The organism is Pantoea sp. RIT-PI-b, assembly GCF_001187905.1.
In the GTDB taxonomy this organism is placed as follows: domain Bacteria; phylum Pseudomonadota; class Gammaproteobacteria; order Enterobacterales; family Enterobacteriaceae; genus Pantoea; species Pantoea nemavictus.
The window spans coordinates 362,101-386,259 of the sequence record NZ_LGIS01000014.1; the positions used below are offsets into that span (position 1 = coordinate 362,101).

Annotated in this window: 20 protein-coding genes; 16 read left to right on the top strand and 4 right to left on the bottom strand. The window is 53.9% G+C overall.

Going from position 1 to position 24,159, the window contains the following annotated elements; translation table 11 throughout:
* Positions 1 to 22 precede the first annotated feature (22 nt).
* Together mog and AC790_RS08080 are read left to right on the top strand one after the other, a co-directional pair.
* Complete coding sequence (gene mog / locus AC790_RS08075; RefSeq protein WP_049851424.1) at positions 23 to 610, top strand: molybdopterin adenylyltransferase; 588 nt, start codon at positions 23 to 25, stop codon at positions 608 to 610.
* Between the two features lie 112 nt (positions 611 to 722).
* Positions 723 to 2,033, top strand: a complete 1,311-nt coding sequence (locus tag AC790_RS08080; RefSeq protein ID WP_049851425.1) for an MFS transporter — start codon at positions 723 to 725, stop codon at positions 2,031 to 2,033.
* A gap of 52 nt (positions 2,034 to 2,085) precedes the next feature.
* On the opposite strand, the gene satP is transcribed toward AC790_RS08080, so the two are convergent.
* Positions 2,086 to 2,646: an acetate uptake transporter gene (satP, locus tag AC790_RS08085; RefSeq protein ID WP_049851426.1), complete on the bottom strand. Its 561-nt coding sequence runs from the start codon at positions 2,644 to 2,646 to the stop codon at positions 2,086 to 2,088.
* Positions 2,647 to 2,944: 298 nt separating this feature from the next.
* On the opposite strand from satP, the gene dnaK reads away from it, so the two are divergent.
* The 4 genes from dnaK to nhaR all read left to right on the top strand — a co-directional run bounded on the left by dnaK (position 2,945) and on the right by nhaR (position 8,425).
* A complete protein-coding gene (dnaK, locus tag AC790_RS08090) occupies positions 2,945 to 4,849 on the top strand; it encodes a molecular chaperone DnaK (RefSeq protein WP_049851427.1) in 1,905 nt (634 codons plus the stop codon).
* A 104-nt stretch (positions 4,850 to 4,953) separates the two neighbouring features.
* The gene (gene dnaJ / locus AC790_RS08095; protein WP_007884949.1) at positions 4,954 to 6,087 is read left to right on the top strand and encodes a molecular chaperone DnaJ; all 1,134 of its coding nucleotides are present in this window, start codon (positions 4,954 to 4,956) and stop codon (positions 6,085 to 6,087) included.
* 231 nt (positions 6,088 to 6,318) lie between these two features.
* Positions 6,319 to 7,497: a Na+/H+ antiporter NhaA gene (gene nhaA, locus AC790_RS08100; protein ID WP_049851428.1), complete on the top strand. Its 1,179-nt coding sequence runs from the start codon at positions 6,319 to 6,321 to the stop codon at positions 7,495 to 7,497.
* A 34-nt stretch (positions 7,498 to 7,531) separates the two neighbouring features.
* Positions 7,532 to 8,425: a transcriptional activator NhaR gene (nhaR, locus tag AC790_RS08105; RefSeq protein ID WP_049851429.1), complete on the top strand. Its 894-nt coding sequence runs from the start codon at positions 7,532 to 7,534 to the stop codon at positions 8,423 to 8,425.
* Between the two features lie 61 nt (positions 8,426 to 8,486).
* On the opposite strand, the gene rpsT is transcribed toward nhaR, so the two are convergent.
* Positions 8,487 to 8,750, bottom strand: coding sequence for a 30S ribosomal protein S20 (rpsT, locus tag AC790_RS08110; RefSeq protein ID WP_036619798.1), 264 nt, complete (start codon positions 8,748 to 8,750; stop codon positions 8,487 to 8,489).
* Between the two features lie 318 nt (positions 8,751 to 9,068).
* Here rpsT and ribF point away from each other — a divergent pair, with 318 nt between their 5' ends.
* The 10 genes from ribF (at position 9,069) to folA (ending at position 22,809) form a co-directional block, all read left to right on the top strand.
* On the top strand, positions 9,069 to 10,007 hold the full coding sequence (gene ribF / locus AC790_RS08115; protein ID WP_007884953.1) for a bifunctional riboflavin kinase/FAD synthetase: 939 nt from the start codon (positions 9,069 to 9,071) through the stop codon (positions 10,005 to 10,007).
* 27 nt (positions 10,008 to 10,034) lie between these two features.
* On the top strand, positions 10,035 to 12,854 hold the full coding sequence (ileS, locus tag AC790_RS08120) for an isoleucine--tRNA ligase (RefSeq protein ID WP_049851430.1): 2,820 nt from the start codon (positions 10,035 to 10,037) through the stop codon (positions 12,852 to 12,854).
* The gene (lspA, locus tag AC790_RS08125) at positions 12,854 to 13,354 is read left to right on the top strand and encodes a signal peptidase II (RefSeq protein ID WP_007884955.1); all 501 of its coding nucleotides are present in this window, start codon (positions 12,854 to 12,856) and stop codon (positions 13,352 to 13,354) included. The genes ileS and lspA overlap by 1 nt, the downstream gene beginning before the upstream one ends.
* A gap of 3 nt (positions 13,355 to 13,357) precedes the next feature.
* Positions 13,358 to 13,828, top strand: coding sequence for an FKBP-type peptidyl-prolyl cis-trans isomerase (gene fkpB, locus AC790_RS08130; protein ID WP_007884956.1), 471 nt, complete (start codon positions 13,358 to 13,360; stop codon positions 13,826 to 13,828).
* A complete protein-coding gene (ispH, locus tag AC790_RS08135) occupies positions 13,809 to 14,762 on the top strand; it encodes a 4-hydroxy-3-methylbut-2-enyl diphosphate reductase (RefSeq protein WP_007884958.1) in 954 nt (317 codons plus the stop codon). The genes fkpB and ispH overlap by 20 nt, the downstream gene beginning before the upstream one ends.
* Before the next feature lie 223 nt (positions 14,763 to 14,985).
* Positions 14,986 to 15,801 (top strand): 4-hydroxy-tetrahydrodipicolinate reductase, encoded by an 816-nt coding sequence (dapB, locus tag AC790_RS08140; RefSeq protein WP_007884960.1) that lies wholly within the window; start codon positions 14,986 to 14,988, stop codon positions 15,799 to 15,801.
* Between the two features lie 469 nt (positions 15,802 to 16,270).
* Positions 16,271 to 17,419, top strand: coding sequence for a glutamine-hydrolyzing carbamoyl-phosphate synthase small subunit (gene carA, locus AC790_RS08145; protein ID WP_049851431.1), 1,149 nt, complete (start codon positions 16,271 to 16,273; stop codon positions 17,417 to 17,419).
* 13 nt (positions 17,420 to 17,432) lie between these two features.
* Positions 17,433 to 20,657: a carbamoyl-phosphate synthase large subunit gene (carB, locus tag AC790_RS08150; protein WP_007884964.1), complete on the top strand. Its 3,225-nt coding sequence runs from the start codon at positions 17,433 to 17,435 to the stop codon at positions 20,655 to 20,657.
* 241 nt (positions 20,658 to 20,898) lie between these two features.
* Positions 20,899 to 22,041: a porin gene (locus AC790_RS08155; RefSeq protein ID WP_049851432.1), complete on the top strand. Its 1,143-nt coding sequence runs from the start codon at positions 20,899 to 20,901 to the stop codon at positions 22,039 to 22,041.
* Positions 22,042 to 22,326: 285 nt separating this feature from the next.
* A complete protein-coding gene (gene folA, locus AC790_RS08160) occupies positions 22,327 to 22,809 on the top strand; it encodes a type 3 dihydrofolate reductase (RefSeq protein WP_049851433.1) in 483 nt (160 codons plus the stop codon).
* 52 nt (positions 22,810 to 22,861) lie between these two features.
* On the opposite strand, the gene apaH is transcribed toward folA, so the two are convergent.
* Together apaH and apaG are read right to left on the bottom strand one after the other, a co-directional pair.
* Positions 22,862 to 23,731, bottom strand: coding sequence for a bis(5'-nucleosyl)-tetraphosphatase (symmetrical) ApaH (gene apaH, locus AC790_RS08165; protein WP_049851434.1), 870 nt, complete (start codon positions 23,729 to 23,731; stop codon positions 22,862 to 22,864).
* A 49-nt stretch (positions 23,732 to 23,780) separates the two neighbouring features.
* On the bottom strand, positions 23,781 to 24,158 hold the full coding sequence (apaG, locus tag AC790_RS08170) for a Co2+/Mg2+ efflux protein ApaG (protein WP_049851435.1): 378 nt from the start codon (positions 24,156 to 24,158) through the stop codon (positions 23,781 to 23,783).
* Position 24,159: the final 1 nt, after the last annotated feature.

Below are 24,159 nucleotides of genomic sequence, written 5' to 3' on the forward strand. Positions count from 1 at the left end.
AGCCAACCACAGCGATAACTCTATGGATACTTTACGTATTGGATTAATTTCCGTTTCCGATCGTGCTGCCAACGGCATCTACCAGGATCAGGGCATTCCGGCGTTAGAGAGCTGGCTCGCCACCGCGCTTGTCACGCCATTTGAAATCGAAACGCGTCTGGTGCCAGATGAACAGCCGATGATTGAGCAGGCGATCTGCGAACTGGTCGATGAGCTGTTCTGTCATCTGGTGCTTACCACCGGCGGCACCGGGCCAGCACGACGTGATGTGACGCCGGATGCCACGCTCGCCATCGCCGATCGGGAAATGCCCGGGTTCGGCGAGCAGATGCGCCAAATCAGCCTGCAATTCGTGCCAACGGCAATTCTGTCTCGTCAGGTTGGTGTGATTCGCAAGCAGTCGCTGATCCTGAATCTGCCGGGCCAGCCGAAATCGATTAAAGAGACGCTGGAAGGCGTGAAAGCGGAAGATGGAACGGTCAACGTGCCGGGGATTTTTGCCGCTGTACCTTATTGTTTACAGCTTCTGGAAGGGCCGTATGTTGAAACGCATGATGCAGTGGTAGCAGCTTTTCGCCCTAAAAGTGCCCGTCGTGAGACAAATAACTAAAAAACGGCGTTTTCAGGCATAAAATCTAGCGGCGCTGGTGTGGCTAAATATTGACGGTATAGTAATCCAATCTTTACATAACGTATGTTTAGCCTCTGGATACCGCTGGATTATGGATACGCACGCAACGCGTCGACTCAACGGACAGGATTACAAAACCCTGTCGCTGGCCGCCCTTGGTGGGGCGCTGGAATTCTACGACTTCATTATTTTCGTTTTCTTTGCCGCGGTGATTGGCGAACTGTTCTTTCCGCCCGACATTCCTGAATGGCTGCGGCAGGTGCAGACATTCGCCATCTTTGCCGCCGGCTATCTGGCGCGCCCATTAGGCGGCATTATCATGGCGCACTTTGGTGACAAAGTGGGCCGCAAGAAGATGTTTAGCCTGAGTATTCTGTTGATGGCGCTGCCCACGCTGGCGATGGGTGCGCTGCCAACGTATGCCAGCATTGGCATTGCCGCGCCGCTGTTGATGCTGCTGATGCGTGTGCTGCAGGGGGCGGCCATCGGCGGTGAAGTACCCGGCGCGTGGGTGTTTGTTGCCGAACATGTTCCTGAGAAACGCATCGGTTTCGCCTGCGGCACGCTGACAGCCGGTTTAACTGCCGGCATTTTGCTGGGTTCGCTGGTGGCAACAGTACTGAATACCACGCTTTCACCGGCTGCCATTCGCGATCACGGCTGGCGTATTCCGTTCTTCCTTGGCGGGATTTTTGGCCTGCTGGCGATGTATCTGCGCCGCTGGCTGCACGAAACGCCGGTGTTCCAGCAGATGCAGCAGCGTAAAGCGCTGGCGGAAAAAATGCCGCTGCAAACTATTCTCGCCAGCCACAAGCGCGGCATTGTGATTTCGATGCTGCTTACCTGGCTGCTGTCAGCCTGCATTGTGGTGGTGATTTTGATGGCGCCGACGCTGATGCAGAAACAGCACGGTATCCCCGCGGCGCTCAGCCTGCAAGCCAACAGTTTCGCCACCATTATGCTGCTGCTGGGCTGCGTTATCGCCGGATGGCTGGTGGATCGCTTCGGCGCAGCGCGGTCGCTGATGGTCGGTTCATTACTGCTGGCGATGGGTAGCTGGAATTTCTTCCATCAATTAGGTAGCACGCCCGAAATGCTGTTTGTTTGGTATGGCTTAGCGGGCTTGAGCGTCGGCGTGGTGGGTGTGGTGCCGTTTGTCATGGTGCGCGCGTTCCCAGCCGCGGTGCGTTTTACCGGCATCTCGTTCTCATACAACGTGGCTTACGCGATTTTTGGCGGACTGACGCCGATTAGCGTCACGCTGATGATGAGCCTGACGCCGATGGCACCCGCGTGGTATGTGCTGGCGCTGGCAGGCATTGGTTTCATGGTGGGGATTTGGCTGTGGCGCGATAGCCGTCAACAGCATGCGCAGTTGGATATGTCGCTGCACTCGTCATAATAAACAACGCGGAGCCAATAGGCTCCGCGTTGTTTTTCTTCTCTCGCCACATTTACTCGCCGATCGGCAAGACTGTACGGCCAAATTTCTCGTTCAGCACTTCGCCCATCGCCAGATAGAAGGCGCTCGATCCGCAAATGATGCCAATCCAGCCGGCAAAACGCAGCAAGCCCGCGTTGTCGGTCAAATGACCTATCGCCAGCAGGGCAAACAGCAGCGTCAGGCTAGCAAAGATGAACTGCAGCATTTTGGGTGACTTCAGCGTGCCGAAGAACAGGAATGCAGTGAAAATGCCCCATAGTGCGAGATAGGCGCCAAGGAAGTGGCCGTCGGCTGCGGACGCTAACCCAAGCTTTGGCAGCAGCAGAATTGCCACCAGCGTTAACCAAAAGCTGCCGTACGAGGTGAACGCGGTCAAACCAAAGGTATTGCCTTTTTTATACTCCAGCAGCCCGGCAAAGATCTGCGCGATGCCACCGTAAAAGATGCCCATTGCCAGGATGATCACATCCATAGCGAACAGGCCGGTGTTATGTAAGTTAAGCAGGATGGTGGTCATACCAAATCCCATCAGGCCCAACGGGGCGGGATTCGCCAGCGTGGTGTTGCTCATAATTCCTCAGAAGCAGCGTTTAAATGTTGTTAGTTTTTTTAGCCACGTAAGCCGCCGGGGCCGCGTGGCGCTGCATAATAAGCGGCCTGTTTTTGGCCAACTTTGATCTTAATCGACCAGAGAATGAAATTTTTTTTAGTTTTAACCCTTGATGCGCATCGAACCGGCCCCATTTACTTGTCATCGAGCGTTGTGAGGCAGCAAAAAAAGCCTGCTTCAGCAGTTGAAAGTGGTCAGTTTGACCGCATCTCTGTTTCACAACCCTAATTGGCAAAGAATTTAAGTGGGAGATGTTTAGATGGGTAAGATTATTGGTATTGACTTGGGTACAACCAACTCATGTGTTGCGGTTATGGATGGTGGTAAAGCGCGCGTGCTGGAAAACGCCGAAGGCGATCGCACCACGCCGTCGATCATTGCGTATGCACAGGATGGCGAAACTCTGGTTGGTCAACCGGCTAAACGTCAGTCTGTGACCAACCCGCAGAATACCCTGTTCGCGATTAAGCGCCTGATTGGCCGTCGCTTCCAGGACGAAGAAGTACAGCGTGATATTAAAATCATGCCTTACAAAATCATCGGCGCTGACAACGGCGACGCATGGCTGGACGTTAAAGGCCAGAAAATGGCACCGCCGCAGATCTCTGCTGAAGTGCTGAAAAAAATGAAGAAAACTGCGGAAGATTTCCTCGGTGAAGCAGTAACTGAAGCGGTTATTACCGTACCGGCTTACTTCAACGATGCACAGCGTCAGGCAACCAAAGACGCCGGCCGTATCGCGGGTCTGGAAGTAAAACGTATTATCAACGAACCAACCGCAGCGGCACTGGCTTACGGTCTGGATAAAGGCCAGGGCAACCGCACCATCGCTGTTTACGACCTGGGCGGTGGTACTTTCGATATCTCAATCATTGAGATCGATGAAGTTGATGGCGAGAAAACCTTTGAAGTGTTGGCAACCAACGGTGATACCCATCTTGGTGGTGAAGACTTCGATAGCCGTCTGATTAACTATCTGGTGGCAGAGTTTAAGAAAGATCAGGGCATCGATCTGCACAACGATCCACTGGCAATGCAGCGTCTGAAAGAAGCCGCAGAGAAAGCCAAGATCGAGTTGTCTTCAGCGCAGCAGACCGACGTTAACCTGCCGTACATCACGGCGGATGCGACCGGTCCTAAGCACCTGAACATTAAAGTGACTCGTGCGAAGCTGGAATCACTGGTTGAAGATCTGGTTGCGCGCTCTATCGAGCCGCTGAAAGTCGCTCTGCAGGATGCCGGTCTGTCAGTTTCTGACATTAACGATGTCATCCTGGTAGGCGGTCAAACGCGTATGCCAATGGTTCAGGCCAAAGTCACTGAGTTCTTTGGTAAAGAGCCACGTAAAGACGTGAACCCGGATGAAGCGGTTGCTGTAGGTGCTGCGGTTCAGGGTGGCGTGTTGGCGGGTGAAGTAAAAGACGTTCTACTGCTGGACGTTACCCCGCTGTCGCTGGGTATCGAAACCATGGGTGGCGTGATGACGTCGCTGATCAGCAAGAACACCACTATCCCAACCAAGCACAGCCAGGTGTTCTCGACGGCTGAAGACAATCAGTCTGCCGTGACCATTCACGTGCTGCAGGGTGAGCGTAAGCGTTCTGGTGATAACAAATCACTGGGCCAGTTCAACCTCGACGGTATTCAGTCTGCACCGCGCGGCATGCCGCAGATCGAAGTCACCTTCGATATCGATGCGGATGGTATCCTGCACGTGTCGGCGAAAGACAAAAACAGCGGCAAAGAGCAGAAGATCACCATCAAGGCTTCTTCTGGTCTGAACGAAGAAGAGATCGAAAAAATGGTGCGTGACGCGGAAGCTAACGCCGAGTCTGACCGTAAGTTCGAAGAGCTGGTTCAGACCCGTAACCAGGGCGATCAGATTTCGCACAGCACGCGTAAGCAGTTAGATGAAGCTGGCGACAAATTGTCTGCCGATGATAAAGCACCGATCGAAGCTGCATTGACTGAGCTGAACACGGCGCTGAAAGGCGAAGACAAAGCTGAAATCGAAGCCAAAATGCAGGCATTGATGGAAGTGTCCAGCAAACTGATGGAGCTGGCACAGCAGCAAGGTCAATCAGCTGATGCAGGCGATGCGTCTGCACAGAAAGATGACGACGTTGTCGATGCTGAATTCGAAGAAGTTAAAGACAAAAAATAATTGCCCCTGACCGGGCGCGACGGCTGGCCTGACAGCCGTTGAAACCAGCACGGGCGTAGGAGATCTCTCCACGCCCGTGCGATCATGTTAAGGGCAGAACAAATATGGCTAAGAGTGATTTATACGAGATCTTAGGCGTCTCTAAATCCGCTGATGAGCGTGAAATCAAAAAGGCTTATAAGCGCCTGGCGATGAAATACCATCCGGACCGTAATCCGGACAATAAAGAAGCCGAAGCGAAATTTAAAGAAATCAAAGAAGCCTACGAAATTCTGACCGATGCGCAGAAGCGTGCAGCCTACGACCAATACGGTCATGCGGCCTTTGAACAAGGTGGTATGGGTGGCGGCGGTGGCTTCGGCGGCGGCGGTGCTGATTTCAGCGATATCTTTGGCGACGTATTTGGCGATATCTTTGGTGGTGGCCGCCGTCAGCGTGCCTCACGTGGCGCCGATTTACGCTACAACATGGAGCTAACGCTGGAAGAAGCGGTACGCGGCGTGACCAAAGAGATCCGCATTCCTACGCTGGAAGAGTGTGATGTTTGCCACGGCAGCGGCGCGAAAGCGGGCACCAAACCACAGACTTGTCATACTTGTCACGGCGCGGGCCAGGTGCAGATGCGTCAGGGCTTCTTCACTGTGCAGCAAGCGTGTCCAACCTGTCACGGTCGCGGTTCAGTCATCAAAGATCCGTGCAATGCTTGTCATGGTCACGGTCGCGTTGAGCGCAGTAAAACCCTGTCAGTGAAAATTCCTGCAGGCGTGGACACCGGCGATCGCATTCGTCTGAGCGGCGAAGGCGAAGCAGGCGAACACGGCGCACCGGCAGGCGATCTCTACGTTCAGGTGTCGGTGAAAAAACACCCGATCTTTGAGCGTGAAGATAACAACCTGTACTGCGAAGTGCCGATTAACTTCGCCATGGCTGCATTGGGTGGCGAGATAGAAGTGCCAACCCTGGATGGTCGCGTAAACCTGAAAGTGCCTTCTGAAACGCAAACCGGCAAACTGTTCCGCATGCGCGGCAAAGGCGTGAAATCGGTGCGTGGTGGCGCGGTGGGTGATTTGCTGTGTCGTGTGGTGGTGGAAACGCCTGTTAGCCTTAACGACAAGCAAAAAGCGCTGCTGCGTGAACTGGAGGAGAGCTTTGGCGGTGCTGGCGGTGAGAAAAATAGCCCGCGCTCTAAGAGCTTCTTTGACGGCGTAAAAAAATTCTTTGATGACCTAACCCGTTAAGTTTGCCGGGCAGGGTTAAAAAGCGGAGAGGAAACTCTCCGCTTTTTTTATGTTTCGCCACTCACGCGTCACTCCTGATATATGCTCAATTTTGCCCATCACTTGATGTACGCCAAAAACGTCATCGCAAAGGCTCGGTATTATCGAGCATTAAACGAGACATAAGCTGCTTTTAACGAGGTGTTTGAATCGCTACACTTCTCAGCCAAATGTCTCTACTCAGGAGGAGTTGTGAACAAACCCCGTTCTATTCGAAGCTTACTTAAAAGCTTTATTGCCAGCGATGCCAGTAATGGCTTAGTGCTGATTCTGGCTGCCGTCGCGGCAATGATTTTGGCTAACAGCGCGGAGACCGCTCAAGGCTATCAAGCGTTTCTCGCGCAACCGGTACAGATTCGCTTTGGCGCATTAGATATCAGTAAAGACCTGCTGCTGTGGATCAACGATGCGATGATGGCGTTGTTCTTCCTGGTCATCGGTCTGGAAGTGAAACGTGAACTGATTACCGGCGAACTCGCTAGCCGCGATCGTGCCATTTTCCCGGTGATTGCTGCGCTCGGCGGTATGGTTGTGCCGGGGCTGATATTTTTTGCCTTGAATCATGGCGATCCTATCGCACGTAATGGCTGGGCGATCCCAACTGCTACCGATATCGCCTTCGCTTTAGGCGTATTGGCATTGTTAGGCAGCCGCGTACCGACCGCGCTGAAAGTTTTCCTGATGGCGCTGGCAATTATTGATGACCTCGGCGCCATCGTGATTATCGCGCTGTTCTACACCAGCGATCTGTCTGTGATGTCCTTGAGCGTAGCGGCGGGCGCCATTGTGCTACTCGCGATTCTTAATCGCTGTGGCGTACGCAACATCGCAATCTATATGCTGGTCGGCATCGTGCTGTGGACTGCGGTGCTGAAATCTGGCGTACACGCTACCCTGGCGGGCGTCGTTGTGGGCTTCTTTATACCGCTGGAAGAGAAGAACGGGCATTCACCGGCCGAACATTTGGCGCATGGTTTGATGCCGTGGGTAAACTGGCTGATTCTGCCGCTGTTCGCTTTTGCAAATGCGGGGATTTCGCTGAGCGGTATCACCTTTATGGATGCGCTGTCGCCAGAGCCGCTGGGTATCATTCTGGGCTTGCTGATAGGTAAACCACTGGGTATTACGCTGTTCTGCTGGTTGGCGGTGAAGTGGCGGCTGGCGGTACTGCCAGCGGGCACCACGATACGCGATATCATGGCGATTGGTGTGTTGTGCGGTATCGGCTTTACCATGTCGATCTTTATCAGCTCACTGGCCTTTGATGCTGCCCACGAGCAACTGGTGACCTTCTCCAAACTGGGCATTCTAAGCGGCTCACTGCTCTCGGCGGTAATTGGTTACACGCTGCTGCGGATTAAACTGCGTTAATAGAGGAAGGAGGCGCAAGTCTCCTTTTTTGCCAATGAATCAGCTCAACTTTAATCATCTCTACTATTTCTGGCAGGTGTGTAAAACCGGTTCGGTGGTGCGTGCAGCGGATGTGCTGTGCCTGGCGCCACAAACTGTCACCGGCCAAATTAAAGCACTGGAAGAGCAGCTCGGCGGGGTGTTGTTTCGTCGTCAGGGGCGCGGATTAGTGCCCAGTGAATTGGGGCAGCTGGTATTTCGTTATGCCGATCGTATGTTCATGCTGAGCCAGGAAATGCTCGATATCGTTAACTATCGCAAAGAGTCACATCTGCTGTTTGATGTCGGCGTGGCGGATGCGCTATCGAAGCAGTTAGTGAGTAAAGTGCTTGAGGCGGCGGTGGTGGCAGAAGAGAGAATTCATTTGCGCTGCTTTGAATCGACACACGAAATGCTGCTGGAGCAGCTTAGCCAACATAAGCTGGATATGATCCTCTCCGATTGTCCTATTGATTCTACCCAGCAGGAAGGGCTGTTTTCGGTGAAGCTGGGCGAGTGTCCAATCAGTTTCTGGTGCAACACACCTGTACCGGCGCAGCCTTTTCCCGCCTGCCTCGAAGAGCGTCGCTTACTGATCCCCGGTCGTCGTTCGATGCTGGGGCGCAAATTGCTGAACTGGATTCACAGCCAGGGCTTGCAGGTCGAGATTCTGGGTGAGTTTGATGATGCGGCCTTAATGAAGGCGTTTGGCGCGCTTAACAACGCGATATTCGTGGCTCCCACGCTTTATGGCGACGGCATTTATCGTGATGATGCTATCAGGGAGATTGGTCGTTTGGATGCGGTGATGGAGGAGTATCACGTCATTTTTGCTGAAAGGATGATTCAGCATCCGGCCGTACAGCGTATTTGCAATCGCGATTTCAGCGCGCTATTTACCCGCGAATAACAGGCATAAAAAAACCGGCTAAGCGCCGGTTCTTTTTACAAAGCGATGAACAGACGGGCGATTAAGCCAGTTTGTTGATCTGTGCAGTCAGGTTTGCTTTATGACGTGCAGCTTTGTTTTTGTGGATCAGACCTTTAGCAGCCTGACGGTCCACGAGTGGTTGCATTTCGTTGAATGCGTTCTGCGCAGCAGCTTTGTCGCCTGTTGCGATAGCCGCGTATACTTTCTTGATGAAAGTACGCATCATTGAACGGTTGCTTGCGTTATGCTTGCGACGTTTCTCAGATGTTACGGCGCGTTTCTTAGCTGATTTGATATTAGCCAAGGTCCAACTCCCAAATGTGATCTATATGGACAAATCAAAGGCCGAGGACTATGCCTTTTGCGCCTTCTTATGTCAATGGATTTGTGCAAATAAGCGTCGTTTTAAAAACAACACTCGATTACGTAATTGATGGCGCAGGATTCTACCAGCAACGCGGCGTTGAATACAGTATTTCGCAGCAAAAATCTTCAGATCCTCGCTAAGCAACTGGCCACGCATGGAATAAGCCGCTCCAGAAGCAGGAAAGGCACGTATACGGGTTAACCTAAACGCCATTCAAGGGTATAATCCGCCGATTTCCACCGGTTTGAGTCAGCCATGAAGTTTATCCGCGGTATTTACAATCTGAAAGAGCAGCATCGCGGCTGCGTCCTGACCATAGGCAATTTTGACGGCGTACATCGCGGCCACCAGGCTTTGATGGCGGAGCTGATTGCCGAAGGACGTCAACGCAATCTGCCGGTGGTGGTGATGCTGTTCGAGCCACAACCGCTTGAACTGTTTGCCGGCGATAAAGCCCCGGCGCGCCTTACACGTTTGCGTGAAAAGCTGAAATACCTTGAGCAAGCCGGTGTTGATGCGGTGTTGTGCGTGCGTTTTGATCGCCGCTTCGCCGCGCATTCGGCGCAGAGTTTTATTGCTGAATTGCTGGTGGACAAGTTGAACGTGAAGTTCCTTGCCGTGGGCGATGATTTCCGCTTTGGCGCTGGTCGCCAGGGGGATTTCCTGCTATTACAGAAAGCCGGTGCGGAGTATGGCTTCGAGGTCATCAGTACCCAGACTTACTGTGACAGCGGCAAGCGCATCAGCAGCACGGCAGTACGTCAGGCGCTGGCGCAGGATGATTTCGCGCAAGCCGAAGCGCTGCTGGGCCATCCGTTCAGCATCTCAGGTCGCGTAGTGCACGGTGATGCACTTGGGCGCACCATCGGTTTTCCTACTGCTAACCTCCCTTTACGTCGTACCGTTACGCCGGTTAAAGGCGTGTTTGCGGTTGAAGTTTTGGGCCTTGGTGAGCAGCCGCTGCCGGGCGTGGCCAACATTGGTACGCGTCCTACGGTAAAAGGTTTACGTCAGCAGCTTGAAGTTCACCTGCTCGACACAAATATGAATCTCTATGGACGCCACATTGACGTGGTATTGAAACAGAAGATTCGCGATGAGCAGCGTTTCGCTTCGCTGGACGCGTTGAAAGAACAAATTGCGAAAGATGTGGTGACGGCCCGCCAATTCTTTGGGCTAAAAACACCGGTTTAATGACCGAAATACGGAATCGAGAATCTGATGAGTGACTATAAATCTACCCTGAATTTGCCGGAAACGGGGTTCCCGATGCGTGGCGATCTGGCCAAGCGCGAACCGGGAATGCTGCAACGTTGGTATGATGACAACCTGTACGGCATCATCCGCGAAGCCAAAAAAGGGAAAAAAACCTTTATTTTGCATGATGGCCCTCCCTATGCGAACGGCAGCATTCATATCGGTCACTCAGTTAACAAGATTCTGAAAGACATTATCGTTAAGTCGAAAGGCATGGCGGGCTATGACTCGCCGTACGTTCCAGGCTGGGACTGCCACGGCTTGCCGATTGAACACAAAGTTGAGCAGATGATCGGCAAGCCGGGCGAGAAGGTGAGCGCGGCTGAATTTCGTGCAGCTTGCCGTCAATATGCGGCTGAACAGGTTGAAGGTCAGAAAAATGACTTCATCCGTCTCGGCGTATTAGGCGACTGGGATCGTCCTTACCTGACGATGAATTTCCAGACAGAAGCCAACATCATCCGCGCACTGGGTAAAATCATCGGCAACGGCCATCTGCACAAAGGCGCTAAGCCGGTGCACTGGTGTATGGATTGCCGCTCAGCGCTGGCCGAAGCGGAAGTCGAGTACTACGACAAAACCTCACCCTCCATCGACGTGATGTTCAATGCCGTTGATGCTGACGCAGTACGCGCTAAGTTTGGCGTCACCGCTTCAGAAGGCCCGGTTTCTCTGGTTATCTGGACCACCACGCCGTGGACCATGCCGGCCAACCGCGGGATCTCGCTGCATCCGGAATTTGAATACCAGCTGCTGCAGATTGAAGGTCGCAGCCTGATCCTCGCTAAAGAGATGGTTGAGAGCGTGATGAAGCGCGCTGGCATTAGCGACTGGACAGTGCTGGGCGAATGCAACGGCGCTGCGCTGGAGTTGCAGCTGTTCCAGCATCCGTTCCTTGAGCAGATCCAATCTAAAGTGGTTCTGGGTGAGCACGTTACGCTGGAAGCCGGTACCGGTGCGGTACACACCGCGCCAGGCCACGGCCCGGATGACTATGTCATCGGTCAGAAATATGGTCTGGAAACCGCCAATCCGGTTGGTCCGGACGGCGCCTATCTGCCAGGCACTTATCCAACGCTGGATGGTGTGAACGTCTTTAAAGCTAACGACATGATCGTTGAGCTGTTGAAAGAGAAAGGTGCGCTGCTGCACGTTGAAAAACTACTGCATAGCTATCCGCACTGCTGGCGTCACAAAACGCCGATCATCTTCCGTGCCACGCCGCAATGGTTCATCAGCATGGATCAGAAAGGTCTGCGTGCGCAGTCGCTGAAAGAGATCAAAGGCGTGCAGTGGATCCCGGATTGGGGCCAGGCGCGTATCGAAGCGATGGTCGCTAACCGTCCAGACTGGTGTATCTCACGTCAGCGTACGTGGGGCGTGCCGATGGCGCTGTTCGTGCATAAAGAGAGCGAGCAGTTGCATCCAGATACGCTGGAGCTGATGGAAAAAGTCGCCAAACGGGTTGAGCAGGACGGCATCCAGGCGTGGTGGGATCTCGACCCGCGTGACCTGATGGGCGACGACGCTGACCACTACGTTAAAGTGCCAGACACCTTAGACGTCTGGTTCGACTCCGGATCAACCAGCTACGCGGTCGTTGATGCGCGTGCAGAGTTTGGTGGTCACACGCCAGATATGTATCTGGAAGGTTCGGATCAGCATCGCGGCTGGTTCATGTCTTCTCTGATGATCTCTACGGCGATGAAAGGCAAAGCGCCTTATCGTCAGGTACTGACGCACGGCTTCACCGTCGATGGTCAGGGCCGCAAAATGTCGAAATCTATCGGCAACACCGTGGCACCGCAGGACGTGATGGATAAGCTGGGCGCGGACATTCTGCGTCTGTGGGTCGCCTCAACCGATTACTCCGGTGAGATGGCGGTATCCGACGAAATCCTCAAACGTGCCGCAGACAGCTATCGTCGTATCCGTAACACCGCGCGTTTCCTGCTGGCTAACCTTGCTGGCTTCAACCCGGCGACCGATTGCGTTAAGCCGGAAGAGATGGTGGTGGTGGATCGCTGGGCGGTCGGCCGCGCGCTGGCAGCGCAACAGGATATCGTGCAGTCCTACGAGAATTATGATTTCCATGAAGTGGTGCAGCGCCTGATGCACTTCTGCTCCATCGAAATGGGCTCGTTCTATCTTGATGTGATCAAAGATCGTCAGTACACCGCGAAAGGTGACAGCCTGGCGCGTCGCAGCTGCCAAACCGCACTGTGGCACATCGTTGAAGCGCTGGTGCGCTGGATGGCGCCAATCATGTCCTTCACCGCTGACGAAATCTGGGGCTATCTGCCGGGCGAGCGTTCGAAATACGTGTTCACCGAAGAGTGGTACCAGGGTCTGTTTGGTCTGGCGGAGAACGAAGCGCTGAACGACGCTTATTGGGATGACCTGCTGAAAGTTCGCGGCGAAGTGAACAAGGTCATTGAGCAAGCGCGTAGTGATAAACGCATCGGTGGTGCGCTGGAAGCCACGGTCACGCTTTACGCAGATGCCGAGCTGGCAGCCAAGCTGCAGGCGCTGGGCGATGAGCTGCGTTTTGTGCTACTAACCTCAGGTGCGACCGTAGCGGATTACGCCACGGCCAGCGATGAAGCGCAGCAGAGCGAGCTGTTAAAAGGTCTGAAAATTGCGCTGCACAAAGCAGAAGGTGAGAAATGTCCGCGCTGCTGGCATTACACTACTGACGTTGGCCAGAATCCGGAGCATGCTGCGGTGTGTGGTCGTTGCTACACCAACGTCGCCGGCAATGGCGAACAGCGGAAATTTGCCTGATGAGTAAAGCGCTCTCTTCGACTGGTTTGCGCTGGCTGTGGCTGGTGCTGGTGGTGATCGCCATCGATTTTGGCAGCAAGATGTGGATCATCAACAACATGATGCTGCATGAAACGCAGCCGCTGATGCCGTTCCTGAACCTGTTCTACGCGCACAACTATGGCGCGGCGTTCAGTTTCCTGGCCGACAAAGGCGGCTGGCAGCGCTGGTTCTTTGCCGGTATCGCCGTTGCTATCGTGGTGGCGCTGCTGGTGATGATGTATCGCAATGCGGCCACGAACAAATTAACCAATATTGCCTACGCGCTGATTATTGGCGGGGCGTTAGGTAACCTGTTTGACCGTTCATATCACGGCTTTGTGGTCGATTTTATCGACTTCTATGTCGGAGACTGGCACTTCGCGACCTTTAATATCGCTGACTGTGCCATCTGCATCGGCGCGGCGCTGGTGGTGTTGGAAGGTTTTCTCAGCCCGAACGGCAAACCGGCTAAGGAATAAAAGATGACAGACTTAGTTCAGCGCGATAGCGCGTTGCTGGTGCATTTCACGCTGAAGCTGGAAGATGGTTCGACAGCTGAATCCACGCGCGCCAACGGCAAACCTGCGCTGTTCCGTCTGGGCGATGGTAGCCTGTCGGGCGCGCTGGAACAGCAGCTGATCGGGCGTAAAGTGGGCGATAAGCACGCGTTTACGCTGGAACCGGAAGATGCGTTTGGTGGCACCAGTCCGGATCTGGTTCAGTACTTCTCGCGCCGTGACTTTAACGATGCGGGCGAGCCGGAAGTGGGTGCCATCATGCTGTTTAGCGGTCGAGGCGGCAGCGAAATGCCGGGTGTGATTCGTGAAGTTTCCGGCGACTCGATCACCGTGGATTTCAACCATCCGCTAGCGGGTCAACGCATTCAGTTCGACATTGAAGTGCTGGAGATTGATCCGGTGCTGGAGGGCAACGATGCAAATCCTGTTAGCTAACCCGCGCGGTTTCTGCGCAGGCGTCGATCGCGCCATCAGCATCGTTGAGCGCGCGCTGGAGATGTATGGCGCGCCCATCTATGTGCGTCACGAAGTGGTGCATAACCGCTACGTGGTAAGCAGCCTGCGCGAGCGCGGCGCCATCTTCATTGAAGAGATCGCCGAAGTGCCAGACAACGCGATTTTGATCTTCTCGGCGCACGGTGTCTCACAAGCGGTTCGCGCCGAAGCCAAAGCACGTAATCTCACCATGTTGTTCGATGCCACCTGTCCGCTGGTGACCAAAGTGCATATGGAAGTCGCGCGCGCCAGCCGCAAAGGTGTCGAAGCGATCCTCATTGGTCACGCGGGCCATCCCGAAGTGGAAGGCACCATGGGCCAATACAGTAATCCGAACGGTGGCATGTATCTGGTGGAATCACCGGAAGATGTGTTTAAGCTGAACGTGAAAGATGAGCGCAATCTATGCTTTATGACGCAGACTACGCTCTCCGTCGATGATACCTCGGACGTGATTGATGCTTTGCGTCAGCGCTTCCCGGCAATTATCGGTCCACGTAAAGATGACATCTGCTATGCCACCACTAACCGTCAGGAAGCGGTACGCGTGTTGGCGCGTGATGCTGAAGTGGTGCTGGTTGTGGGGTCGAAAAACTCCTCTAACTCTAATCGCCTGGCGGAACTGGCGCAGCGTGCTGGCAAGCTGGCGAAGCTGATTGATTCAGCGGATGACATCCAGGAAGAGTGGGTCAAAGATAAGCAGATCATCGGCGTCACCGCGGGAGCATCAGCGCCGGATATTCTGGTGCAGCAGGTAATCCAGCGTTTGCGTGAGCTCGGCGGAGAAGCAGCCATTGAGCTGATTGGTCGCGAAGAGAACATCGTGTTTGAAGTACCGAAAGAGCTGCGCGTCGACGTACGCAACGTGCAGTAAGCGCTTCGCGCCACAGTAAAAATCAGGCCGACATTGTTCGGCCTTTTCTTTGTCTGTCGCCACCTAAAATCCCACTTCCAGCATGCGGGATTGCTTTTACTGATAATGTTTCGCGGCTGGCATAAAATTCTTATTATCCCTTTATTATTGTGGCGTGACGGTTATCGGACCGTTAACCTGTTTACGCTTTATATGCATAGATTTGTATCAGGAATGAATAATTATGAGTGAAATCCGCATTGCTATCGTTGGTGCGCCGGGTCGCATGGGACGCAATTTGATTCAGGCCGTTCAGCAGGCGGAAGGTGTCGTGCTCGGTGCCGCACTGGCGCGCAGCGGTTCCTCGCTGTTGGGTGTTGATGCGGGGGAGTTGGCGGGCGTCGGCAAAACCGGCGTGATCGTCACCGACGATCTGCATCAGGTGAGCAATGATTTCGATGTCTTAATCGACTTCACCCGCCCGGAAGGCACGCTGGAGTATCTGGCGTTTTGCCGCCAGCACAAAAAGGCGATGGTGATCGGTACCACCGGTTTTGATGAGGCGGGTAAAGCAGCGATTCGCGCGGCTGCGCAAGAGATTGGTATCGTGTTTGCCGCCAACTTCAGCGTTGGCGTCAATCTGGTGCTAAACCTGCTGCAGCAGGCAGCGAAAGTGATGGGTGACTACGCGGATATTGAAATTGTAGAAGCGCATCACCGTCATAAAGTTGATGCACCATCAGGTACCGCGCTGGCAATGGGCGAAGCCATTGCCGATGCCATGAACTGGAAGCTGGACGAGCATGCGGTGTATGCCCGTGAAGGCCATACTGGTGAGCGTAAAGCACAAACCATCGGTTTCGCTACGGTGCGCGCTGGCGATATCGTGGGCGAACATACTGCGATGTTTGCGGATATCGGCGAGCGCGTAGAGATTACCCACAAGGCTTCCAGCCGCATGACCTTCGCAAATGGCGCGGTTAAGGCTGCAAGCTGGCTTAAGAACAACAAATCTGGCCTTTATGACATGCGTGACGTGCTGGATTTATCGATGTTGTGAGTGTTGTGAACCATCGTGATGTGGTTATTTCAATCGGTAAGACCTTGATTGACGAGGGCAATGTTTTCATTGCCCTTTATTTTATCTATAAATAACCATCTTGTTGTATATTGATTATGAAGTCTTTATTTATCGTGGTTTTTTGGCGTTTATCAGCCTGCTTAAGTCCATTTTTGACCATTTGGTCAAAAATTTATGCGTGCTAGCACCATTTTGTGATTATTGCCGTCAGGCAACCGATTATTTTTCCGAGTTATCACGCTCTTTTGTCGCCTTTCCCCGTTTTTAACATTCAGTTGCCCGAAATATACAAAAAAATAGCCACATGGTGTAGACAAGCTGCGGGTCGATCATTAGAATGCGCGCAATTTGCCAAAATTCGAGTACTCAGGCGGGTTTTGCATTGATTCTGGCACTGCTTTTGAATTAATATGCAAATATTGTGACTGTTTATTCCCTGGAGGATGTTTTGATTAAGTCAGCGCTCTTGGTTCTGGAAGACGGAACCCAATTCCACGGTCGGGCCATCGGGGCAACGGGGTCGGCAGTGGGAGAAGTTGTTTTCAACACTTCAATGACCGGTTATCAAGAAATCCTCACTGATCCTTCCTATTCTCGCCAAATCGTTACCCTCACTTATCCCCATATCGGCAATGTTGGCGTTAACGCCGCCGATGAAGAATCCAGCCAAATCCATGCTCAAGGCCTCGTTATTCGCGATCTGCCGCTGATTACCAGCAACTTCCGCAGTGAAGAGAGTCTGTCAGCTTACCTGCAGCGCAATAACATCGTCGGTATCGCCGATATCGACACGCGCAAACTGACCCGTTTGCTGCGTGAGAAAGGTGCTCAGAGTGGCTGCATTATTGCGGGCGATAATCCGGATGCCGCACTGGCGCTACAGAAAGCGCAGGCGTTCCCGGGCTTGAAAGGGATGGATCTGGCGAAAGAAGTCACCACCGCAGAGACCTACGCATGGCAGCAGGGCAGTTGGACGCTGGAAGGCGACCTGCCGGAGCAGAAAAGCGCGGAAGCGCTGCCGTTCCACGTGGTGGCCTATGATTACGGTGCTAAGCGCAATATCCTGCGCATGCTGGTGGATCGCGGCTGCCGCCTGACGGTGGTACCGGCACAAACCCCGTCAGACGAGGTGCTGGCACTTAATCCAGACGGTATTTTCCTGTCGAATGGCCCTGGCGATCCTGAGCCGTGCGACTATGCCATTAACGCGATTCAGGCGTTCCTGAACACGGACATTCCAGTGTTCGGCATCTGCCTCGGCCATCAGTTATTAGCGCTGGCGAGCGGTGCCAAAACCATCAAGATGAAGCTCGGCCACCACGGCGGCAACCACCCGGTGAAAGATCTCGATAACAATACCGTGATGATTACCGCGCAGAACCACGGTTTTGCGGTTGATGACAGCCAGTTGCCAGCGAATCTGCGCGTGACGCATGTGTCGCTGTTCGACAAAACCGTGCAGGGCATTCATCGCACCGACAAACCGGCCTTCAGCTTCCAGGGACATCCGGAAGCGAGCCCAGGCCCGCACGACGCGGCGCCGCTGTTCGATCACTTTATCGAACTGATCGAAGCTTACCGTTCTAACGCGAAGTAATCAGGAGCCCACGATGCCAAAACGTACAGACATAAAATCCATCCTGATCCTTGGCGCTGGCCCGATCGTAATCGGCCAGGCATGTGAATTTGACTACTCCGGTGCGCAGGCGTGTAAAGCGCTGCGCGAAGAGGGTTACCGCGTCATTCTGGTGAACTCGAACCCGGCCACAATCATGACCGACCCGGAAATGGCAGATGCCACCTACATCGAGCCGATTCACTGGGAAGTGGTACGCAAAATTATCGAAAAAGAGCGCCCGGATGCGGTGCTGCCGACCATGGGTGGCCAGACTGCGCTGAACTGTGCGCTGGAGCTGGAGCGTCAAGGCGTGCTGGCTGAATTCGGCGTCACCATGATTGGTGCCACCGCCGATGCGATTGACAAAGCCGAAGATCGCCGCCGTTTCGACGTAGCGATGAAAAGCATTGGTTTGGGCACCGCGCGTTCCGGTATTGCGCACAACATGGAAGAAGCGCTGGCGGTGGCCGAAGACGTTGGCTTCCCGTGCATCATCCGTCCTTCCTTTACCATGGGCGGCACCGGCGGCGGTATCGCCTATAACCGCGAAGAGTTTGAAGAGATTTGCGAGCGCGGTCTGGATCTGTCTCCAACCAATGAGCTGCTGATTGACGAGTCGCTGATTGGCTGGAAAGAGTACGAGATGGAAGTGGTGCGTGATAAAAACGATAACTGCATCATCGTCTGCTCAATCGAAAACTTCGATGCGATGGGCATCCACACCGGTGACTCGATCACCGTGGCGCCAGCGCAAACCCTGACCGACAAAGAGTATCAAATCATGCGTAACGCCTCGCTGGCGGTACTGCGTGAGATCGGTGTAGAAACCGGCGGTTCTAACGTCCAGTTCTCGGTGAATCCGAAAGATGGCCGTATGATCGTTATTGAAATGAACCCGCGCGTGTCCCGTTCGTCGGCGCTGGCATCGAAAGCCACCGGCTTCCCGATTGCTAAAGTGGCAGCGAAGCTGGCGGTGGGCTTCACCCTCGATGAACTGATGAACGACATCACCGGCGGCTTAACGCCTGCGTCGTTTGAACCCTCTATCGACTACGTCGTGACCAAAATTCCTCGTTTCAACTTCGAGAAGTTTGCTGGCGCCAACGATCGCCTGACTACGCAGATGAAATCAGTGGGTGAAGTGATGGCGATTGGCCGTACTTTCCAGGAATCGATGCAGAAAGCGCTGCGCGGCCTGGAAGTGGGCGCCAACGGTTTCGACCCGAAAGTCAGCCTGGACGATGCCGAAGCACTGACGCGCATTCGCCGTGAGCTGAAAGATGCCGGTTCTGACCGTATCTGGTACATCGCCGATGCCTTCCGTGCCGGCATGTCGGTGGATGGCGTGTTCAATCTCACCAACATCGACCGCTGGTTCCTGGTACAGATTGAAGAGCTGGTGCGTCTGGAAGAGCAGGTTGAGCGCGAAGGCGTGAACTCGCTGAATGCTGAATTCCTGCGGGCCCTGAAGCGTAAAGGCTTTGCCGATGTGCGTCTGGCCACGCTGGCCGGCGTTTCAGAAGGCGAAATTCGCAAGCTGCGTCAGCAGTTTAATCTGCATCCGGTCTACAAACGCGTCGATACCTGCGCCGCTGAATTTGCCACCGATACCGCGTATATGTACTCAACCTACGAGGAGGAGTGCGAAGCCAATCCAAATCAGGATCGTGAAAAAATTATGATTCTGGGCGGTGGTCCAAACCGTATCGGCCAGGGCATCGAGTTTGATTACTGCTGCGTGCATGCGGCGCTGGCACTGCGTGAAGACGGTTACGAAACCATCATGGTTAACTGTAACCCGGAAACCGTATCGACCGATTATGACACCTCAGATCGCCTCTACTTCGAGCCGGTCACGCTGGAGGATGTGCTGGAAATCGTGCGCATTGAGCAACCAAAAGGCGTCATCGTGCAGTATGGCGGCCAGACTCCGCTGAAACTGGCGCGCGCGCTGGAGGCGGCCGGCGTGCCGGTGATTGGTACCAGCCCGGATGCCATTGACCGTGCAGAAGACCGTGAACGTTTCCAGCAGGCGGTTGATCGCCTGAATCTGAAGCAACCGGCGAACGCCACCGTTGCCACGCTGGAGCAGGCGGTAGAAAAAGCGGCCGGTATCGGCTATCCGCTGGTGGTACGTCCTTCTTATGTGCTGGGCGGCCGCGCGATGGAAATCGTTTACGATGAAATCGACCTGAAGCGCTACTTCCAGACCGCGGTTTCGGTCTCTAACGATGCGCCGGTGTTGCTGGATCGTTTCCTCGATGACGCGGTTGAAGTGGATGTTGATGCGATTTGCGACGGCGAGCGTGTGCTGATTGGCGGCATTATGGAGCACATCGAGCAGGCCGGCGTGCACTCCGGTGACTCCGCATGTTCACTGCCAGCCTACACGCTGAGCACTGAAATTCAGAACGTGATGCGTCAGCAGGTCGAGAAACTGGCCTTTGAGCTGAACGTACGCGGCTTGATGAACGTGCAGTTTGCGGTGAAGGACAACGAGGTTTACCTGATTGAGGTTAACCCGCGTGCCGCACGTACCGTACCGTTTGTGTCGAAAGCCACCGGCGTGGCGCTGGCGAAAGTAGCGGCGCGCGTAATGGCCGGCAAAACGCTGGCGGAGCAGGGCGTCACCAAAGAAGTGATTCCTCCGTATTACTCGGTAAAAGAAGTGGTGCTGCCGTTCAACAAGTTCCCAGGCGTTGACCCGATTCTCGGCCCTGAAATGCGCTCTACCGGTGAAGTGATGGGCGTTGGTCGAACCTTCGCAGAAGCCTTTGCGAAAGCGATGCTGGGCGCGCAGAGCAATATGAAGAAAACCGGTCGTGCACTGTTGTCAGTACGTGAAGGCGATAAGAAACGTATCGTCGACCTGGCGGCGAAGCTGCAGAAGTTTGGTTTCGAGCTGGATGCCACGCACGGCACCGCAGTGGTACTGGGCGAAGCGGGCATTAATCCACGTCTGGTGAACAAGGTGCATGAAGGTCGTCCGCACATTCAGGATCGTCTGAAGAACGGCGAATATGCTTACATCGTGAACACCACTGCAGGACGTCAGGCGATTGAAGACTCTAAGCTGATTCGTCGCAGCGCACTGCAATATAAGGTGCATTACGACACTACGCTAAATGGCGGCTTTGCTACCGCGATGGCGCTGAATGCGGATCCCACAGAGCAGGTGATTTCCGTGCAGGAAATGCATGCGCAAATTAAAGGCTAATCAGTTCGTTAGCTAAAATAAGCGGCTCCTTCGGGGGCCGTTTTTATTTTGTCATTTTGCTGCAATATGGAAATGCTTATACGTTAAAATTCTTTAGATTTGACATAACTTTTATCAGTTGATGCAGAAAACGTTACACCTCGGAATATCCGCACAAAATTATAAATAAGAACCCAGTAAGCGCACCGTACTATTTCGCTCGCTCACCAATAGAGCGCTCACCTTAACTGGGATATAAAAAATGCAAATGCGTGCTTTCACTCTCAGCGCTATTGCTGCGTTACTCGCAGCGGCGCCACTCGCCAGCCAGGCGGAAATTACTTTACTCAAGCAGGATCCCCAGGCGGGCGATCCGCTCAGCCGTCTCGACTTCAAAGTGGGCGGCAGTATTCGTCCGCAGTTCCAGCACCAGAATGGTGTAAACGACCAATCCTATAAGCGTAATGGCTATGATGGCGGTTCACGTTTCCGCTTCACTGCGAATTACTACCTGTTTGATGACGTAAGCTGGGTCGGTTACTACGAGCTGGGTGTTAACTTCCCGGCTTGGTGGGGTTGGGACAATCATCATGCTGATGGCGCCAACAATACCACCCGTCGCCAACTTTACACGGGCTTCAAAAGTGCCACTTTGGGTGAGCTCTACTTTGGTCAGCAGAACAGCGTTTACTACGATGTAGTGGGCGCGAAAACCGATATCTGGGACTATGACATGTTGGCTCAGGGCCCAGGCAACGGTATCAATGGCGATTACGATGGTTCATATCGCTCGCGCAAAATGTTGAAGTACAAAAACACCTTCGGCGATGCAGATGTGTATGCATCTTATCTGTTTGAAGATAACGAGTTCCTGCCAGGTAACGGTCTACGCTACAAGCGTAAAGGCGGCGGCTCGCTAGGTGTGAACTATCACATCACCAAAGATCTGGCATGGGGAACCGCGTGGAACTACACCCGCGCAGATATCCGTAATCCAGGCAATGGTGACAGCAAGCGCTACGACCAGAATATCTACGGTACCGCATTGAGCTGGACGCCGGATAACTGGACGCTGTCAGCAGGTGCGGGTTGGTATGAAAACTTCTCTCCAACCAAACGTAATACGGTAAACAACTACTTCGCGGATGACGCGTGGGGTATTGAATATTTTGCCGGTTACAAATTCCCAATCGGTCAGTATGCGGTGAAATCAATTCAGCCTTACTTCATGGGTGACCGTCTGGAGTTCGTCAACGGACGTGATTACAAACGTATCGATAATGGGGTTGGCGTGAGCGCACAGCTCGACTTCGGCTTCCGTATTGATTACGAATATGTCATCACCTCAAGCACCGACAAATCACTGGGTAACGTCAACCTGGTGCGTCTGCGCTACGATTTCTAAATCGTCTTAACGGCTCCTGCGGGAGCCGTTTTCTTTTGGCGCACAGAGTGCGTTTTTCTTTACACTGCCATACCGAGTGTCCACGGATTCGTGCTGAGTTGTGCCGCCTCGCCAGCAATTTCTGGCGCCTCTCCCCGCTATTGCTGGGAAAGTCGGTGTAAAACTCTGTCCAATAACAAAAGTGCGGTGGCATCGGAGCTTTACGCAAATAGCGGGGTCGGCCTATCGACGAAAGTTTCGCCTTTACGTATGATGGCGCCAATTTTTTCCAGTAGGTCTTTTAACATGATTAGTCTGATCGCGGCATTGGCAACGGATCGCATTATTGGTATGGAAAACGCCATGCCATGGAATCTGCCAGCAGATTTGGCGTGGTTCAAACGTAATACCCTGAATAAGCCGGTGATTATGGGCCGCCTGACCTTTGAATCCATTGGCCGTCCGCTGCCTGGACGTCTTAATATTGTGGTCAGCAGCCAGCCTGGCAACCATGATGGTGTAACCTGGGTGACCTCGCTGGAAGAGGCGGTGAAAGCTGCGGGCGATGTAGAAGAGATGATGGTGATTGGCGGTGGACGCGTTTACGAGCAGATGCTGGCGCGCGCAGATCGTCTGTATCTGACGCATATCGACGCGGAAGTGGAAGGGGATACGCAATTCCCGGATTATGAGCCGGATGAGTGGCAATCAACCTTTAGCGAATTCCACGATGCCGACGAGCAGAACTCGCACAGCTACTGCTTTGAGATTCTGGATCGCCGTAAGTAGGGTTGGCCTTCAGGTGACCAATAAAAAACCCCGCTAAAGCGGGGTTTTTTAATTACGGCGTATCGCTTAACGGTGGATGTGTGCTGGCGGCGCTTTCCGCCATCGCCTGTTCACGATTCGAGGCTTGCACGTAATATTGTTTGGTTTCCCAATGCAACAGCGTCAGTGTTCCGCCCCAGCAGCAACCGGTATCCAGACCAATTACGTGTTCCGGTGTACCTTTCCCTTCCAGTGATGCCCAATGACCGAAAATCTGCGTGTAGTCGCTGTCGATCTTGCTCGGCACCATAAACCACGGCTTCAGCGGCGGTGGTGCAGATTCCGGGGATTCCTTGCAAATCATATCCAGCTGACCATTTGGAAAGCAGAAGCGCATGCGCGTTAGCGCATTGGTGCTAAACCGCAGGCGCGCCAGCCCGCTAAGCTCCGGCGTCCAGTTGTTTGGCATGTCGCCGTACATGGCGTCGAGAAACAGCGGATAGCTGTCGCTGGAAAGCACCGCTTCTACTTCGCGCGCGCATAACTGCGCCGTTTCCAGATCCCACTGCGGTGTAATCCCGGCATGCGCCATTAATAACTTCTTCTCTTCATCTACCTGCAGCAGCGGCTGACGACGTAACCAGTTGATCAGTTCATCGGCATCATCGGCTTCCAGCAGCGGCGTCAGGCGATCTTTTGGCTTATTACGGCTGATACCGGCAAACACCGCCAGCAGGTGCAGATCGTGATTGCCCAGCACCAGGCGCACGCCATCGCCCAGCGATTTCACATAGCGCAACACATTGAGCGAGCCGGGCCCGCGCGCCACCAGATCGCCGGTGAGCCACAATGTGTCCTGCTGCGGATCGAAATCGACCTGCGCCAGCAGCGCACGAAGCTCGTCATAACAGCCATGGATATCGCCAATCAGGTATGTACTCATTGTCAGTCCGGTTAAAACGCGCCGCCCGGACGGGCCGGGCGGAGGAGGATTAATGAATGTGGGTTTGCACCGCAAGTCGGAACACGGGAATTTCGACGTGGAACTCTTCGCCCGCTTCATCGATCATCACATAGTGACCCTGCATAGTGCCCATCGGCGTTTCAAGAATCGCGCCGCTGGTGTATTGATACTCGCCGCCGGCCGCGATGTGCGGCTGCTCGCCGACCACGCCTTCGCCCTGGACTTCAGTCTCGCGACCGTTACCATTGGTGATCAGCCAATAGCGGCTGCGCAGCTGTACGCTGCTGCGCCCTAAATTGCGGATGGTGATGGTGTAGGCAAACACGTAGCGATCCTCGTCGGGCAAGGATTGCGACTCCACATACTGACTATGTACATGGATACAGACGCGGGCCAGTTCACTCATG